Annotated in this window: 8 protein-coding genes; 1 reads left to right on the forward strand and 7 read right to left on the reverse strand. The window is 42.0% G+C overall.

Annotated elements, in window-relative coordinates; translation table 11 throughout:
• Nucleotides 1-10: 10 nt before the first annotated feature.
• Nucleotides 11-1,915, reverse strand: a complete 1,905-nt coding sequence (acs, locus tag BFP97_RS15225) for an acetate--CoA ligase (protein ID WP_069843244.1) — start codon at nucleotides 1,913-1,915, stop codon at nucleotides 11-13.
• Nucleotides 1,916-2,359: 444 nt separating this feature from the next.
• On the opposite strand from acs, the gene BFP97_RS15230 reads away from it, so the two are divergent.
• On the forward strand, nucleotides 2,360-4,564 hold the full coding sequence (locus tag BFP97_RS15230) for a peptidase domain-containing ABC transporter (protein WP_170827479.1): 2,205 nt from the start codon (nucleotides 2,360-2,362) through the stop codon (nucleotides 4,562-4,564).
• 3 nt (nucleotides 4,565-4,567) lie between these two features.
• Here the strand turns inward: BFP97_RS15230 and BFP97_RS15235 are convergent, their stop codons facing one another.
• The 6 genes from BFP97_RS15235 to BFP97_RS15260 form a co-directional block, all read right to left on the reverse strand.
• Nucleotides 4,568-7,150, reverse strand: a complete 2,583-nt coding sequence (locus tag BFP97_RS15235) for an ABC transporter permease (protein WP_083262597.1) — start codon at nucleotides 7,148-7,150, stop codon at nucleotides 4,568-4,570.
• 42 nt (nucleotides 7,151-7,192) lie between these two features.
• Nucleotides 7,193-9,838 (reverse strand): ABC transporter permease, encoded by a 2,646-nt coding sequence (locus BFP97_RS15240; protein WP_083262598.1) that lies wholly within the window; start codon nucleotides 9,836-9,838, stop codon nucleotides 7,193-7,195.
• Complete coding sequence (locus BFP97_RS15245) at nucleotides 9,832-10,170, reverse strand: PadR family transcriptional regulator (RefSeq protein ID WP_069843246.1); 339 nt, start codon at nucleotides 10,168-10,170, stop codon at nucleotides 9,832-9,834. Before BFP97_RS15245 ends, BFP97_RS15240 begins: the two co-directional genes overlap by 7 nt.
• Nucleotides 10,171-10,394: 224 nt before the next feature.
• Nucleotides 10,395-12,818, reverse strand: a complete 2,424-nt coding sequence (locus BFP97_RS15250; RefSeq protein ID WP_069843247.1) for an ABC transporter permease — start codon at nucleotides 12,816-12,818, stop codon at nucleotides 10,395-10,397.
• 420 nt (nucleotides 12,819-13,238) lie between these two features.
• Nucleotides 13,239-15,848, reverse strand: a complete 2,610-nt coding sequence (locus BFP97_RS15255; protein ID WP_069843248.1) for an ABC transporter permease — start codon at nucleotides 15,846-15,848, stop codon at nucleotides 13,239-13,241.
• Nucleotides 15,848-18,496 (reverse strand): ABC transporter permease, encoded by a 2,649-nt coding sequence (locus BFP97_RS15260; protein ID WP_069843249.1) that lies wholly within the window; start codon nucleotides 18,494-18,496, stop codon nucleotides 15,848-15,850. The genes BFP97_RS15255 and BFP97_RS15260 overlap by 1 nt, the downstream gene beginning before the upstream one ends.
• Between the last annotated feature and the right edge of the window lie 10 nt (nucleotides 18,497-18,506).

Raw genomic sequence — 18,506 nt, forward strand, 5'->3', positions numbered from 1 at the left:
TGTGGTTTATTTATTTCTGAATACCAGCCCCGTCAATAATGCTATCTACCACTTCTGGATTGAGTAGCGTGGAAGTATCACCCAAACTTGAGATGTCGCCACTGGCAACTTTTCTCAAGATTCGTCTCATGATTTTGCCTGAACGTGTTTTCGGAAGACCAGGGACGATTTGAACCATATCGGGCTTAGCGATCGGCCCGATAATTTTTCTAACCGTATCCTTGATTTCATCTTTTAAACTCTGTTCAGAGCGGCCCTCCATATCGCAGATGACGTAGGCGTAAATACCTTGTCCCTTCACATCATGTGGATAACCCACCACTGCTGATTCGATGACTTTCGGATGTTCATTAATCGCGTTTTCAACCTCTGCCGTACCCATTCTGTGACCAGAGCCATTGATCACATCATCTACTCGGCCCAAAATTCTCAAATAACCGTCATGATCTCTTTTGGCGCCATCACCAGTGAAATACATGCCTTTGTAGGCGCTGAAATATACGTTCTTGCATTTTTCATGATCGCCATAAGTGGTTCTGAGCATTGATGGCCATGGAAATTTGATGCAGAGATTGCCTTCCACATTATTGCCTTTTAATTCATTGCCTTCGGCATCAACAATGATGGGTTGTATTCCAGGTAGCGGAAGGGATGCGTGTGCTGGTTTGTTAGGGGTAATTCCCGCCAAAGCTGAGATCATTATCCCACCAGTTTCTGTTTGCCACCAAGTGTCTACCAGAGGGCAATTGCCCTTGCCGATATGATCGTGATACCAATGCCAAGCCTCTTCGTTAATCGGTTCACCTACTGAGCCGATGACCTTTAATGATTCCAGCGAATAAGGTTCGATGGGTTCCAGTCCAAAGACTTGTAGTGCTCGAATGGCTGTTGGCGCTGTATAGAATTGGTTGACTTTGTATTTGTCAACGATTTCCCAAAACCTTCCTGCATGTGGGAAGGTAGGAACTCCTTCAAACATCAATGTGGTACCCCCTGCTAACAACGGTCCATAGACAATGTAGGAATGCCCGGTGATCCAACCGATATCAGCTGTGCACCAGTAGACATCGCCAGGTGTGTATTGAAACACGTTGGAAAACGAATACTCAGCATAAACCATATAACCACCAGTCGTATGGACCACTCCTTTGGGCTTACCCGTAGAACCAGAGGTGTATAGAATAAAGAGCATATCTTCCGAATCCATTTCTTGGGCTTTGTATGATGTCGATTGCCCATCAATTGCCTCATGCCACCATATATCTCGACCGTTCTTCATGGTGACATCGTCACCCGTACGTTTGAGTACGATTACTCTTTCGATGCTCGGAGTATTTTCGACTGCTTCGTCAACTACTGCTTTGACAGGAATTTGCTTGGCTCCTCTGAAGTTGCCGTCTGAAGTCAATACCGCTTTGGCCTCGCAGTCATTAATTCGATCGGCCAATGACGAAGAAGAAAAGCCTGCAAACACCACAGAGTGGATAGCACCTATTCTGGCACAGGCCAACATGGCAACGGCTGCTTCAGGTACCATTGGCATATAGATAATGACCCGATCACCTTTCTGAATGCCCTGAGCTTCCAGCGCGTTACAGAACTGGTTGGTCATTTCATATAGCTCTCGATATGTAACGACTCGATTGGCTTCTTGAGGATCGTTAGGTTCCCAGATAATGGCTGGTGTATCGCCTTTGGTGTGCAGGTGCCTTTCGAAAATGTTTTCTGTGATATTGAGCTTGCCGTTGACAAACCACTTTACATCTGGGCCATCAAAATCCCATGACAATGTCTGATCCCAGTGTTTTCTCCAATGAAATGATTCTCCTATTCTAGCCCAGAATGTCTCAGGGTCTAAAACACTTTTTTGATACTCGTGGAAGTATCCCGATAAGGTTTGAATCTTGTTGCTCATAGAGGGCCTTTTTAATCATGGATAAATTGACGAAAAATTAAGGATTATAAAACTGATTTTTCGGGAATGGAAAGATTAGTTTCTCCATTGAAAGTGTACTTGCCGCGTTTTTAAGTTCCGCATTTAGGTTGTTCAATAATAGAAAATTGTTGTTCATCAAAAGGCTATGTTGAAGCCATATTTTTTTGTTAGGTTGAGTAAGGATTCGACACTAAAACTTAAATCATTTTCGTCATGATAAAGCTAACAGAAACGGAATCTAGTCAGGTCATTGGGGGCGATCGCTGCGCTCGTTTATATCGTAGAAGGCTAAAGTTAAAGCCCCTTTCCAGAAGATATATTCGCAATATGAGAAAGTATAGAAGGGCTTGCTAAATGCTTCGAATTGGCTCTGAAGGTGAAATATCACTTCCGAGACCCTTCACATTTCTCAAAATATTCAGAGTGAATAAATCAGCACTTCTCAAAAGAGTCATGGCATATCAGCATGACCAAAAGGACTGTGGTTCGGCATGCCTTCTTACTGCTATTAGGTGGTACGGATATAAAGATTCCCTGGAGCACATAAGAATATTGACGGGCACAAACGCGGAGGGCGTCAACCTCCTGGGCCTGCAGCAAGCTGGCAACCAAATAGGGTTTAAAGCGGAGGCTTTTCGAGCATCTCTCGGGGATTTGTCTGATACAGATGACCTCTTCATTCTTCATACGCTCAAGTATGGGCAACTACAACATTTTGTCTTATGCGTAGGCAAAGAGAACGGAAAATGGCTGATTGCCGACCCCGAGGACGGGGTAAAAAAATACACAGACGATCAGCTCATGAGCGAGTGGCAAGGGGTGTTGCTACGACTTAAGTTCAAAGAGAAGCTTAACCTTCCGAAAGGTAAATCGGACATTCTAAGCCAATGGTTTTTACCTCTTTTTACTTCACACAAAAAAAGGCTTTTTCTCATTCTGACTTTGGGTATTCTGCATGCGGTTCTTCTCTTTAGTACCTCAATCTTTACCGAACGACTCGTAGATGAGTTGCTACCATCGAAAGACAAAAGCATCATCCTTAGCGGGGTACTCCTATGGGCAGCTTTTCTGGTTCTAGCCTTAGGGCTGTCGTATGTTCGAAGTCATTATACTGCTCTTTTTAGCAGAGATTTCAATGCCGATTTGATTAAAAGGTTTTTTGACAAATTACTCTACTTGCCCAAGTCGTTTTTTGACAGCAAGAAGACCGGGGACTTGGTAACTCGACTTGAAGATGTTGAAGATATAGAAGAGTCTGCCACAAAATGGATAGAAGATGGCATCATAGGTTTTTTGGTCATAATAGTGGCCATAGGCTTATTGTTTGTCTATGATGTTCAGCTGGCCCTAGTCAATCTTATACTACTGCCATTGCTTTTTGTAGTCATTCTTAACCGTAAAAGCCAAGTCAATACCTCTCAACGAGAAGCGATGGTAGGCCATGCTATGAACAATGCCAACTATGTAGATGTGATCACTGGGATGGATGTCATTAAGTCACGGCAAGCTGAAGTCGCGTTTGGAAAGAATACATTGGCGCTTTACCGTGCATTTCGCAACAAGGTCTTTCGTGCGGAAAAGGTGGGTATAAGCTTTGGGTTGGTTGTTCAATGCTTAGCCGTTCTTATTACGATATCGGTGATTGGAATCTCATGCTTCAAGGTGCTTCAAGGGAGTTTACAAATGGGAAACTTCCTGGCGATAATTTCTATTTCATCCATTGCTTCTGCAAATACTACCAACATGGCCTATGCCTTAATAGATTTCGAACAGGTGAAACTCTCTTTCGAGAGAATGTATGATTTGATAGGTCAAAGTACGGAGGGCTTTCGGGAGGAAAAACCGCTATTGATTAAATCGGATAATGAACTCATCATTGAGGGTCTTGGATTTTCATTCCCGGGCCACCCTCAATTGGTAAAGGATGTTTCCCTGAAGTTAAAGGCCGGAAAGCTTGTAACCTTATTGGGAGCAAGTGGAAGTGGAAAAAGCACGCTGATCAACCTTATTGCTACGCTATATTTTCCAGATTCTGGGGTAATCCGCTTCAATGGTCAAGACATCCATGAATCACTATTAAATTGGAGAAGCTTGATTGGAGTGGTTCCTCAAGAGACAAAGGTCTTCAATGCCACTTTTTGGGAGAATGTAGCGGTCAAATCCATGGGTGAGGATAATCGAGTGGCTAGAAATAGAGTAGAAGAGCTCATTTCTACCCACCAACTTCAATCATTTACCGCAAACCTACCTCTTGGAATGGGCACAGTATTGGGTGAAAATGGCGTTAGGCTTTCTGGGGGTCAAAAAAGAATACTAGGGCTTTTGAGAGCACTGTATCATCACCCCATGGTGTTACTACTCGATGAGGTTACTTCATCCTTAGATAGGCAAGGTGAGGCGCTGGTAGCTGCGATCCTTCAGAAACTGAAGTATGAGATGCCCATCCTACAAATCACGCACAATCCATTTATAGCACGCGACTCAGACTATATATATCTGCTCCAAAATGGAAACACGGGTGTCCATGGGACACCCGAGCTCTTATTAAAGGAGGACAATTTCTATGGCGAGTTCTTTTCAAACCCTTTCTATCTTGACAATCGCATGGGCTCAGTAGTTGAGGTATAATTACTATTCATATCGCAGGCTCTTGACTGGGTTGGCATAAGCCGCTTTGAGCGCATGATAACTCACGGTAAGAATGGTAATCAGAAGAGATATAGCCGCAGCTAAGACAAACACAGGAGCGCCTATTTTTACACTATACTCGAATGTATTTAGCCAATTGCTCATGAAACTGTAACCAATTGGAGCAGCCAAAACAAAGCCGATACCTACTAGCAGTAAAAACCCTTTTGACATCAATACAATTAGATTAAGGATATTGGCTCCCAGGACTTTTCTTACCCCGATTTCCTTGATTCTTTGTTCCGCGGCAAAACTTGATAGCCCAAAAAGGCCCAATAAAGAAATGAATATGGCAATACCTGAGAAGTAGTCTGTTAGAATACCGATTGTTGATTCGCTTTGATAAAGTTGCTCATAGCCGTCATCGACAAAACTATAATCAAATGGGTGATTAGGGTTGATTTCAGTCACCAAACCTTCCAGATATTTTAGGCTCTCAGGTATATCCTGGCCGGTCATTCTCACCGTAAGGGAGATTGCAAAAGTAGGTCGGTAGGAAATGACCATGGGTTCAATGCTCTCGTGTAAAGAACTAAAGTGGAAGTCTTTCACTATGCCCACTACCCTTCCTGTTCGGCCCCAGAAGGTTACGGGTACAGACAATGGGTCCTCCACATTCATGACCTTGGCTGTTTGTTCGTTGATGATCACATTCATGGTGTCAGTGGCAAGATTAACGTCAAAGTCCCTTCCCGCTATGATTTCCATTCCATAGGTGTCCACAAAGGCAGCATCAGTTCTTATAATATGAAAGTTGTTGTCATGATCACCTTCTTTGCCTTCCCATGAATAACCTCCGGATGTAGAGCTACCCACATTGATGGGAGAACCGACAGAGAAAGAAGCATGAGTGAAATTGGTGTTGGCCAAAATATTGGATCTGAGTTGTTCTCGTACCGATGGGCTCTGCATCGCACCTTCTACTGGAATCGTCAAGAGGTGCTCTTTCTTGTACCCCAGATTCTTATTTTTAATGTAGTCCATTTGACTACGTATAATAAGGGTAGAGATGATCAGTATAGTGGAGATGGTAAACTGAAATACCACTAGTCCTTTTCTCATTCCATTGGACCAGCCTGAGGTTTTAAACGATCCTTTCAAAACGCTCAAGGCTTTGAAACCTGAAAGAACGAAAGAAGGGTAAATGCCAGCTAAAATTCCAACACCGAGACCAATAGACAATAGCCATGTAGATTGGTTCCAGTTAAGAAAAGAAAAGCTCATCTCTTTGCCTACTAAAAGATTCAAGGGGTGGATCACTGCAGAAATCAATAACCCAGATAAGGCAGTCGATATCAAAGCCAAGAACACAGATTCCACCATGAATTGTAACTGTAACTGTGTTTTTGTAGAGCCCACCACTTTCTTAACGCCTACCTCTTTGGCTCGCTTGGTCGATCTTGCCGTAGAAAGATTCATAAAGTTGATGATGGCAATCAGCAGGATAAAGAAAGCAACAGCAGTGAATAGCTTGACATAGACAACTCGTCCACCCGAAAGAACCCCATTCTCATAATTGTTGTATAAATACCTGTCCTTAAAGGGCTGAACGAATATGGTCACAATTGATTCTTCATCTGGCAATTTGTTGTCTACATAGTCCAGGATTTTCGTGTTAAAGGCATCCATATCTACTCCTGGTTTGAGTTTTGCTATGCCTCTTATGCCGTTATTACCCCAGTCTTCGACCCAATCATTTCTTGCGCGCCATACCTCATATGGCATTAGGAAATCAAAGTCGATAGTGCTTTCGTTAGGCACATCTTTGAAGACTCCCGCTATGCGAAAATTTCCCCATGCGCTTACTTCTATAGTTTTTGATAATGAATTGGTATTGCCGAAAATCCTTTTTTTAACACTTTCGGAGATGTAAATATCGGTGGGCTCTCGAAGCGATCCCTCTTTGGAGCCCTCGATAAACTCTACATCAAAAATTTGAAAGAAGTCTTCGCTCGCAAACCTGCCTGTTTCCCTATAACCCTCGCCATTTAAGACAAAAAGCATTTCTTCTGTCCAAGTGAATGCTGCCATATAATCGACCTCTGGCATTTCATCTTTAAATACAGTAACCAGAGGACCAGGGTTAGATTCGTAAGTATAAATCTCACTAGGATATGTCTGGTGTTGCATTACCTGATAGATATTGTCAATGTCTTGATGGAACCCATTGACCGCTTTTTCAGACTGTACGTAGAGCAGTAGGAGCATGCTAGCGGCAATACCTACTGTAAGCCCGAGAATGTTCATAGCTGAGTAACCGCGTTCTTTCCAAAAGACGCGCAACGCTGTTTTAAAGATGTTTTTGACCATAGCTGTATAGATTATCTGTTTTCTAAAGAGTTGTTTTTTGAGCAGAGAAAGTCTAAAGAGCAATATGACATCGGCTAAGAACTTAGCTTCTGCATATCGTCTTCCTTTCTCCGAAATATTTGATTCGTAGTATTCATCCAAGTCACCCAGAATGTCTTCTTGATAATTGGGATGACAGTATCCTCTGAAGAGCCAAAGACCGAATTTCTTTAACATAGCTTAACAGAAGACGAGATGACCGGCTTTTTATAACGCAGGTTACTCATATCTGAGATTATCGATAGGGTTCCTTTTGGCAGCCTTAAAAGACTGAAAGCCAACCGTAAGTATGGCGATGGTCAGAACAATGATTACACCAATGACAAAGAACAGTGGGTTCAATGAGATTGCCTCTGGATAGTCGATCAGCCAGCCACTGAGATACCACCAAACTACTGGTATAGCGATTACAGAGGAGATAAGTATCAAGCTTGTAAAATTGCTAAAAAGCAGTCTGAGTAGCGTCTGTGTGGAGGCCCCAAGGACTTTCCTTATGCCGATCTCCTTTTTACGCTGCTCCGTTATAAAGGCAGCCAAACCAAATAGACCCAGACAGGCTATGATAATGGCAAGTGCCGCGAAAATTGCGAAGATGGTCTTATCTCGATTCTGATTGCGAAACGAAGATTCAAAAATTTGATCAAGGAAAGAGTATTCAAATGGTCGCCCTTCCGCAAATCGGTTCCAGATGCTTTCAACACTACTAACCACCTCCATGGCCGATTCTTTATTGAATTTTACACTCACAGAGCCAACGCTATTTCCTAAGAGTAGGGCATGAGGTTGAATGGCTTCAGTTACAGATTTAAATTGAAAGTCCTTCATGACTCCAATAATGGTGAAAGACTGTGCCCTGTTCCCGACAATTCCTGCCAATGTTTTGACTTTTTTGCCAATAGGTTCATCTAAATACCCAAATCTGCGTAAGGCAGTTTCATTAACGACTATCGCATTACTATCACTTGCAAACTCTTCGGAAAAGAAGCGTCCCTGAGTCAATTCAATGTCGTATGTTTCAATGTAGTCATAGTCAACTGACCAATGTTGAATAGCCACACCATCATCAGGCGATGTTGCATCCTCTCTTAATAAGGGGGTATCACTATTGATATTAGTGCCAGGTATATAGCCACTGACAGAAACACTTTCAATAATGGCTTCCTTCTCCAATTCATTCTTGAATGTTTCGATCTGATTTCCCAATAATTGGGTTTCGTTAATGATAAGAATTTGATCCTTATTGAAGCCGAGCTTTTTTGATTGCAAATAGTCAAGTTGACTGTATATGACTATTGATGCAATGATCAAGAATATCGAGGTAGCAAATTGGATAACTACGAGAATATTCCTCATCCAGGCAGAACCTCTCCCACTTGATAGTTCTCCTTTGATAACCTTAATGGGTCTAAAGCTGGAGAGAATAAACGCAGGGTAAATACCAGCCAGAAACCCTATTATAATTGTGCCCAGCAGAAGGTATAGCCAAAGCCCATTGACCCCAAAAATTGGATCAACAATAGATTTCCCTGTGAGTTGGTTAAACCCTGGTAGAATAAGGTAAACCATACCCACGGCCAATATTAGCGCTAAGCCTGCATTGATGATGGACTCGGTTAAGAACTGACTGATGAGCTGCTTGCGAAGCGAACCAAGTACTTTTCTCATACCAACCTCCTTTGCTCTAACCGAGGCCCGCGCTGTAGACATGTTCATAAAATTGATGCAGGCAATCAGTAATATAAATAGCCCGATTATACTGAACATATAGACCTGACTGATTGTCCCTGTTTCACCCAATTCAAAGTCGAGTTTTGAGTGGAGGTGAATGTTTTCCAGCGGCTGTAAATAATAGTCGATGGCCAAACCACCACTTGCCACAGCATCCTTAAAACTTACATTCATGAGCTGCTTTACCTGTGGGCCAAGATGCCTTTCAACGAACTCTGGAAGTTTAGCCTCCAAAGACTCCTTAGTATGCCCCTCGGCAACTTTCAAATAAGTGATGAAGTTGTTACTGAGCCAGATGTTTTGTGAGGCACTTCGATCGTTCAGGGTAGTTATGAACATGTCGTAATCGAAATGTGTGTTTTCAGGAATGTCCTTAATTACACCTGTTACTTTCAGGTCGAATTGTTCATTATACTTAATGATTTGACCGATTGGGTCTTTTTCTCCGAATAGCTTCTTAGCAGTACTTTCTTCAAGAACAGTAGTGTTGGGCTCATCCAAAAGATGCTCTTTGTCTCCTCTTAGCAAAGGAAAATCAAAAAGGTCAAAAAAGGACTGATCGGCATAAGTAACCCCGCTTTGCCTAAAAAACTTAGAATCTACTTCGACCAGATTTGTTGAATTATTATGTGTTCTGGCGGCAAACTCAATTTCAGGGAAGTCTTCCTTGAGTGCTTTGGCCATGGGGTCTGGAGCTGCTGGAATATTAAACAGGTTGTCAGCATATTTAATATGAGTGGCTATTCGAAAAATCCTTTCAGAATCCTTAATGTGCTTGTCAAAGCTCAGTTCATTTTGAACGTAAATCCCAATAAAGACACAAACCGTCATGCTTATGGCAAGCCCTACAAGGTTGAGCAGTGAATAGAATTTATGGCGCATCATACTTCTGTACGCCATTTTAAGATTGTTTTTGACCATGGTTGTATAAATTATATTTTGAGTTATCAGATTGTCTTTGAGTAGTGAGAGTCTGAACAGTAGGATTGAGTCAATAAAGAATTTTCGATCGGCATATTGGGCTCCCTTTTGTTCGGTATTCCACTCATGGTACTCTTCCAGATCGCCAAGAATATCTTCCTGGAAGTCTGGATGGCAATAGCTCTTAAAGATCCAAAGCCCGAGTTTTTTTAGCATAACTTGAAATCAAATGCGATATCCGGTATCTGATTCCAGAGTTCAAGTCGCGTCTGAATATTATAGTCAAGCGCGTTTTTGCCGTGGGCGGTAATTTTGAAGTATCGCTTTCTCTTTCCTCCTCTGGCCTTTGTAGATTCACCTAGTTCAGAGATAAGAAACCCTTTGTCTTCCATACGCCTGAGAGCCGATTGAAGTGCTCCAACAGAAACCTTTCGTTTATGGCGTTGCTCTATTTCCTCTTTAATGGCTACACCATAAGCCTCGCCATAGAGTACTCCGACTGTAAGCAAGACGAGCTCCTCGAACTCTCCTAACTGATATTTTTTCATTACAAGTAGAATTTAATTCCTAAATGTAGTTTTTAAAAAGAGAAAGTCAAATTAAAAATTCCTATTTGTAGTTTTAATAGATTCTTTATGAAGACGACTAAACCAGGGTTGTATTACAAATAGGGATAAACTGAACTACTGTTGCTCACTCCTCAAGACTGTGACTTTAGCACTGGGTAAAAGCGATATGGGACTTGGGTCGAGCTGTATGGTTTCGTGTGTACTTATTCATCCCGCAAACATTTCACAGGATTTGCTTTGGCTGCTTTGAATGTTTGAAAACTCACTGTAGTCAGAGCCATCAACAGTACAGCTACTCCGGGCAATGCAAAGAGGTACCATTGAAGTTCGATCCTAACAGCAAAGCCAGCCAGCCATTTGTCCATTCCAAAATAGGCCAGAGGTACAGCTACCACAATGGCTACAATAATCAATTTAATGAAGTCTATGGATAACAAACGTAAAATATTTGAGATACTGGCACCTAATACTTTTCGGACACCGATTTCCTTCGTGCGTTGCTCAGCTGTATACGTGGCTAGGCCCAATAAACCAAGAAATGCAATAAATATTGCTAGACAGGAAAACTTGGTAAACAATTTTCTAAAAACGAAATCGGCCTGATATTGACGATTGAAGTTATCGTCAACAAAACTATAAACAAATGGCCTATGTGGAGCGAGTTGAGTCCAGACTTCACCCACTTCTTTAATTGTTCGACTTAGGTCATCAGATTTTATCTTGAGTGACAAGTACCTGCTAGCGTAAGGTGAAAAAGGTAAGGTCAAGGGTTCTATACCTTGGTGTAACGAAACGTAATTGAAGTCTTTTACAACACCTATTACTTTCCCTGTTCTTCCCCATTGGGAAAATTCTTTGCCAATAATGTCTTCAGGATTGGAATAGCCATATTGCTTAGCAGCAGCTTCATTGAGTACGAGAGCACTGGTAGAGTCTGTAGGGAAATCTCTAGAATAGGATCTTCCTGCAATTATTTCTAAATCAAAATGAGTAATGAAATCCATGCCAACCTGAAAGATAGGCTGTCCCATGTGCTTTAATTCTCCATCAGCGGCTCGAATTTGTGTAACAGCATTAGGAAAAAAACTCCCAGGTACGGACCTAGAAAAAGCAGTAGATAAAATGGCAGGGTTGGCTTCCATATTGGTCTTTAGTACTTCCATCTTGCCATTGACGGCACCGTCATAGTTGTAATCCAACACTAACATACGCTCCTGATCAAACCCTAGGTCTTTTTCTAATAGATGATTCAATTGAGAATAAACAGTGACTGTCCCAGCAATTAAGGCAATGGAAATACTGAATTGGAATACCACCAAGATCTTTCTCAGATTCACGCCATTGGTGTTTGATTTTAAGATCCCTTTTAATACCAAAACAGGTTTAAAACTAGAAAGGATAAAGGCAGGATATGAACCCGCTATGATTCCTATGATGAACATAACACTAATGAGCAACAGAATTGTCTGTGTGTTGAGGTAGTTCTGGATCAGGAATTTTTTATTAGTCAGGTCGTTCATAAACGGGAGTGCTATGAACACAAGGATGATTGCGATAATCATGGATAGAAAAACGAAAACAAAAGACTCGCCTAAAAATTGAATGATCAAATTCTTTCGATCTGCACCAATTGATTTTCTGATTCCTACTTCTTTTGCTCGATCCATGGCCCGGGCTGTTGACAAGTTCATAAAATTGATCATGGCAATAGCCAGAAGAAATAAGCCAATAACGGTGAACACGTAAATACTAGATAAACTCCCTGTTTCTCCGGGTTGTCTTTGTGCTACGGTTCTTAAATAAACATCCTTGAGCCCTTCGATTCCTATGGTATAATTAGACTCAGGGGAGGGGTGATTCTTTGAAATGAAAGCAGGAATTTTCTCTTTGAAAGTAGCGGCATTAAATCCTTTGTTGACAAGGAAATAAGTATAAAAATCTGCGTAACCCCACATATCGAAGACCCTTGGGTTGGATTTCTTATAAGTACTCAAAGAGAGTAAAGCGTTGAAACGAAAATGTGAATTGGATGGAATATCTTCCATAATACCTGTCACAACGTAATCACCAGCATTACTTCTACCTGCTGACGCACTACCTTTCAATACTTTACCTATCGCATCTTGGTCCCCAAAATATTTTTTTGCAGTAGTTTCTGTCAGGACAATGCTGAATGGAGCTGTCAAAGCGGTTTCAGGATCACCCTCCAACAACTTCCAACTGAAAACATCAAAGACAGTCGAGTCCATAAAGAAAACTCCCTCCTCTTGATACAGGTTGTCACCATTCCTTAGCAGAAGATCCGATCTACCCGAAAATTGAGCGATCTTATCAATTTCCGGAAAATAGTCTAAAAGAGCTGGTCCGACTCTTGCATTCGCCCAGACCCAAAATGTATTTGCCTTGGCATCTTCCTCATTACCACCTGGCGGTTTGTATCCATGGGTTACCCTATATATCCTTTCTCCTTTTTCATGATAGGTGTCATAAGATTTTTCATCCTGCACAAACATGAAAATCAAAAAACAACAGGCAATCCCTAACCCAAGTCCAAAGATATTTAGAATAGAATAGGTTTTCTTTTTGACTATGTTTCGCCAAGCAATTTTGAAATAGCTTTTAAACATTATGGTTAAATTTTATTTGAATCAAATGACCATAAAAGTTGAATCTTCGGAATTTAAAGGTTTTAGAATCTTCTTTCTACCTCTCTTTGTCCATCTATATTAAACAAAACTAACGCAAATCTCCTGACCTGAAGACGTTTATCCTTACTAGCAGGCCAGTAAGCGATAGATAGCAAAGCCAATACTGATACTTTCCGTGAGTGCTTCTCTTCAATTTCGTCATCGATGACTACACGTAGACTTCTCCATAGAGTACGCCAACAGTGAGAAGTACTAGTGCTTCAAACTCTCCGAGCTAGTATTTTTTCATTACAAGTAGAATTTAATTCCTATTTGTAGTTTTAATGAAGTGTTTGAGTCTGAAAAATGAAAAAGCCTCACTTAGAAAAGTGAGGCTTCATGTGTTTGAGTTAACGAAGTTTATTCTGCCCTGAGGCTCTTAACCGGGTTTGATACCGCTGCTCTTACCGATTGTGCGCCTACAGTTATCCATGCTACCAGCAGCGTTGACCCAGCAGCTGCTATAAAGAGCAGGATACTCAAGGAAGTTCTATAGGCGAAACCATCAAGCCAATTCTGCATAATCACATAAGCAACAGGAGCAGCAATGGCGTTAGCGATCAGCACTAAAAAGATGAATTTCTTTACGATAAGGTTCGAAACCCCTGAAACAGATCCTCCAAGTACTTTCCTGATGGCAATTTCCTTTCGCTTGTCCTTGATGGTCATGTTGGCAATGGAGAACATACCAATCACCGCGATAAATAAAGCCAATACCGTGAGATAGAGGAGAATGTTTGAGAGCCGGCTTTCTTCGGCAAGTAGATCGGTGAAAGTTTGATCGAGGAAGAAGTATTCCAGAGGGGCTCCGTTGCTGACTTCTGACCAAGTGCTTTCAATGGCTCTTAGGGTTTCGGAGACATTTTCCGTTGAGATTTTTACGTTAAGAAAATCCATTGGCTCTTCTCGGTAAAAGAAGGCAAATGGCTTTATAGAAGATTTGTAATCAGCAAAATGGAAGTCTTTGACTACACCAATGACCTTACCGTTTCTCGTGGTTGAGTCGTTTTGCCTTGCCATCGGGATCTCCTTTTCCAGATCGTCAAGGCTTATTCCTAGCTCATTAAATGCTGTCTCATTAATGAGCATGGTAAGCCCCTGAGTGTCTGTAGGCCTATCTTTGGAGAAGTTTCTTCCAGCAACCAACTCAAACCCCATGGCTTCTACATAATCCGGATCGATGACCACATAGTTCATTGTAAACTGATCGGGATAGCCAATACCTGTGGTCCAGTTGAGGCCACCAACAATACCGTTGGAGATGCCTGCCTGAGCCACAGCGGGTATTTTGGTCAATTCATTTTTGAGTACTTCCTGATTGGCTACACTTTCTGCGTTTTCAATGACCAGAATTTGTTCCGCACCGAATCCTTTGTCTTTATTCTTGACATGTTGCAACTGCTGATAGACAGCTATAGTGCCGAAAATCATAAAGGCCGAAATGGCAAACTGTACTACCAGAAGTACTTTTCTCAAGCCCAAAACGGATTTTCCGGAATTTTTAAAAATGCCTTTTACTGCATTGGCTGCCTTGAAAGAGGACAGGTGCAAAGCGGGGTACAATCCTGCCACAAGTCCAATGGCGATTATTAGCCCAGAGATGATTAAGAAAACCAAAGTGTTTTCAGGTTGAAGTAAGGAAACTTCTCTTCCCAAGATATCGCTGAGGTTGATGAATAGGAATTCAGATAAAAAGCTGCCCAGCACTAAGGCCATGAGTGTCACCAAGAGTGTTTCCACAATAAATTGACCTACAAGTGCTTGTCTATGTGCTCCAAAAACCTTTCGAACACCAACTTCTTTAAAGCGCCTGAGAGATCCTGCTACCGTCAGGTTTAGGTAGTTCAAGCAGGAAATTAAGAGTACGAAAATGCCAAGGGCCGCGAAAATGTAGATATTGTTCATGTCGCCATTGGCTTCCAATTCCCATTTGAGGTTTGATTTCAAATGTATATCGGTCAGGGCTTGAGAATAGATGATGTTGTAATATTCTGTTTCCGGGATATTGGATTCATAAAACGGCTGAAGTCTTGGTTCAATGTTCTCGATTTTAGCCCCCGGTACTAGCTTCATATAAGTATAGTAGTTGTACCAGCCCCAGTTCCCATCAACATTTTCGGAGGTGATTCTACCGAGAAAGTCGAATTTGAAATGGGAGTTGACTGGGATATCTTCCAGTACGGCAGATATGTTAAGGACCCTGTTTTCTGTGTCATAAATGGTCAATGACTCACCCACCACATCTTCACGGCCGAAATACTTTTGAGCCATGCGCTTTGTGATGACAATTTGACTTGGATCATCTAGGGCGTGATCTGTCTGACCATAAAGCACTTTAAAATCAAATACATCGAAGAAAGTAGAATCTGTTCTTAAGAACGCTTCTTCGTAGAACTTACTCTCTTCGTTTGCGCCTATCAGGAACTTTCCGCCCCAGCTGGGAAATAGCCTCACGGAAGACTCTACTTCCGGAAACTCGTTTTTTAAGGCTGGTGCTAGTGCTGGTGGTGTGGTTGCATCTGGCAACCTTCTTCCAGTCCCGTCTACAAAATCGATTGCAACTCGATGAATTCGGTCAGAATCTTGATGGAATTTATCATAGGAGAGTTCTCCTTTCAGATATATGAAGATGAATATAAAGCAGGCAATGCCTACTCCAAGGCTGGCTACATTGATACCGGTGCTGCCCTTATGCTTAAGGACATTGCGCCAGGCAAATTTTATGTGGCTTCTGTACATGGTTATGAAATTTGAGTTTTGACTTATTTTTTTGAGCGCAAAAGGCCGAAGGAAATGCATTGCATGGATGACATAGCTGAGGTCAGCTCGCCATTTTGGCCTCGACTTTCGCTCGATCTGGTATTGTTCAAACAGATCACCTTCAATCTCCTCTAACAACTCGTCTTTACAGACAGCATTCAAAAGTCGATCGACCCATCGTGGCGTTGAATATGTTTTAGGCAAGGACATTATTCGTTCCTTAATGCATCAGCAGGATTGCTTCTTATCGTCTTAATTGATATACCACTTATGGTGACAAAAATCAATGTCAGAGCCGCAGCAGCCGTGAGGACAAAAACCAGTGGGTTGATCATGTTTTGGTAGGTGAAATTTTCCAACCATCGGTTCATAAAAATGTAAGCAGTGGGTACTGCTAAAAGACTGGCAATACCACCGATGATAATGTACCTCACATTGATAAGCATAAGAATTTGCTTAGCCGATGCACCCAGTATTTTGCGAATGCCAATTTCCTTAACACGCTGTTTTATAGCAATCGAAACGATGCCGATGAGCCCAGCGATGGCCAAGAAGATGGAAATACTAGAGAGTAGTGATGTCAGCAATAAGGTTCTGGATTCTTCTTGATATAGGGAAGCTATCTCATCATCCAAAAACCTGTATACAAAGTCGTTTTGAGGGTAAATTTCTTTGTAGGCTTCTTCTAATTGAGGCAACGTGCTTCCTAAGTTTTGAGCATCAATGCTTGTTACCACGTAGTTATAGCCCCTTGGCCGTGTCATCATGATCAAGGGCCGAATAGGCACATGCAATGACTTGTAGTGAAAGTCTTTGACCACACCCACGATTTGACCTTTTACTAATTCTTCATTGTTAACCCAAAAGATGCTTTGACCAATTGGGTTTTCAATGTTGAGCTCATGTATGGCCGTTTCGTTCAGCAAAAACGAAACTCCCGCTGAATCAGCGGCCATTGTTTCATCAAGTGTTCTGCCAGCCAACAACTCTATTCCCAAAGTCTGCATGGCATCGTCATCTATGAAGGCTTCGGCTGCATCGATTGTCAATGATGGGTTTTCTTCGGCATAAATAGGATGTTGATCAAACTGACCGCCAGGCACATTCGATACCGCTGCTACAGATGTTACCCCTGAATATTGGCTAAAGGCTGATTTGACCAATTCAGATTTGTTCTCGTAATTGTCCAAATCGATCACCACGAGGTTTTCCTGTCGGAAACCCAGGTCTTTCTGTTTTAAAAACCTAATCTGTCCATTGATGATGAGACTTCCGCTGACCATCACGATTGCGGCTACCAGCTGGATGCCCAATAAGCTATTTCTAACCGCAGCTCCACCAACTTTCTTTTTTGCAGTGCCTTGCAAAATACGTCCAGGATCCAGTGAATTTAGATAAAAGGACGGGTAGGCAGCCGCAAGTACTGCTGTAAGTAATGTTGCCCCTATCATGAAGATCATGGGAGAAGTTCGCCAGATATCATCAGCCACAATGTTGCCATTCACCAATTGATTAAAAGGGAGTTCTAAACCATAAATTACGAGTATGGCCAAGGCCATGGAGGAAAAAGAAATCAGCAGCGATTCAAATAGAAATTGTGTCAAAAGCTGTTTTCTCTGGGCTCCAAGTGTTTTTTTCACCCCGACTTCCTTAAGCCTTTCTGCAGAACGAGCGGTGCTGAGGTTTACAAAGTTGATAATCGATATTAGCAGAATAAAAAGCCCAGAAACACCGTAGATAAGTAGGTAGGAGAAACTGCTATTGGTTTCTAGTTCCCAACGTAAGTTGGAATGCAGATGAATATCATGGATGGGCTGGAGTTCAAAACGTAATTCGCCTGCTCTTAATCGTTCGAGCCCTTCTTCAGACCAGTCCAGATAACTTTCTACCCAATTCGGGATTCTCTCTTCGAGTGCTTTTGCATCACTTTCAGGTGCGAGTTTCACATAGTTAAAGTGACCAAAATCTGCCCATGACATCCATGGATCATTGAAGTTGAGTGATTTAAGAGACACATAAGAAATCAAAAAGTTAAAGTGGAAGTGCGAAGTGATTGGTACATCTTCTACAACACCCACCACCTCAAGCATGTCTATATTGACGTCAAAGGAAAGGCGGCTACCGACAGCCGGTTTGTCTCCGAAATACCTTTCAGCCGTTGATTTGGATAATATTACGCCCCAAGGGTTTTTCAGTGCTGTTTCTGGGTTGCCTTCTATAAATTTGAAATCAAATACATCAAAAAAAGTGCTGTCTACAAAGTAGCCATCAGGCTCATTGAAGCTAATGTTTTCGGCCTCCAAGGTCAGTTTGATGGTCTGCTTCGTCAGTCCCGCACCGTAAATTGGAGACAGGCTCACAGCTGCTGATACCTCGGGCAGGTCGCGCACCATTGCCTGTGCCAAGGGATGAGGAGTTCTTGTCTGAGGATTTTCACTCATCCAAGCGATTCTGTAGATGTCTTCAGAATCTTGATGGAAGCGATCGTAGGACAGCTCCTGTTGTACGTGTAAATAAATGAGTCCACAAACTGTGAAAGCGAGGACAAGGCCCAACAGATTGAAAGTAGTGTGCATTTTTTGTCGCCACATATTCCGCATGGCGAACTTGAGATAACTTCTATACATGATAATGATACTTGAGTGTTGACCGATTTTTTTTAGTGCAAAAGGCCTTAGAAAATTGAACATGTGGAACCAATAGGCCAGATTGGCTTTCCACTTTTCTTTTTCAGCACGCTCGACCTGATAGTGCTCAAAAAGGTCACCTTCGATTTCTTCTAAAAGACTGTCTTTACAAACTGCTTTTAGAAGCCGATCGGCTAGCTTGGGAGGGTTATATAGTTCTTTAGATGCCAAGCCGTTTAAT

This window comes from Roseivirga sp. 4D4, assembly GCF_001747095.1.
Classification (GTDB): Bacteria; Bacteroidota; Bacteroidia; order Cytophagales; family Cyclobacteriaceae; genus Roseivirga.

Coding starts and splice junctions, on each gene's coding strand:
- BFP97_RS15245 (WP_069843246.1), bottom strand. CDS start 10,170: ATGAAAAAATATCAGTTAGGAGAGTTCGAGGAGCTCGTCTTGCTTACA.
- BFP97_RS15240 (WP_083262598.1), bottom strand. CDS start 9,838: ATGCTAAAAAAACTCGGGCTTTGGATCTTTAAGAGCTATTGCCATCCA.
- acs (WP_069843244.1), bottom strand. CDS start 1,915: ATGAGCAACAAGATTCAAACCTTATCGGGATACTTCCACGAGTATCAA.
- BFP97_RS15235 (WP_083262597.1), bottom strand. CDS start 7,150: ATGTTAAAGAAATTCGGTCTTTGGCTCTTCAGAGGATACTGTCATCCC.
- BFP97_RS15255 (WP_069843248.1), bottom strand. CDS start 15,848: ATGTCCTTGCCTAAAACATATTCAACGCCACGATGGGTCGATCGACTT.
- BFP97_RS15250 (WP_069843247.1), bottom strand. CDS start 12,818: ATGTTTAAAAGCTATTTCAAAATTGCTTGGCGAAACATAGTCAAAAAG.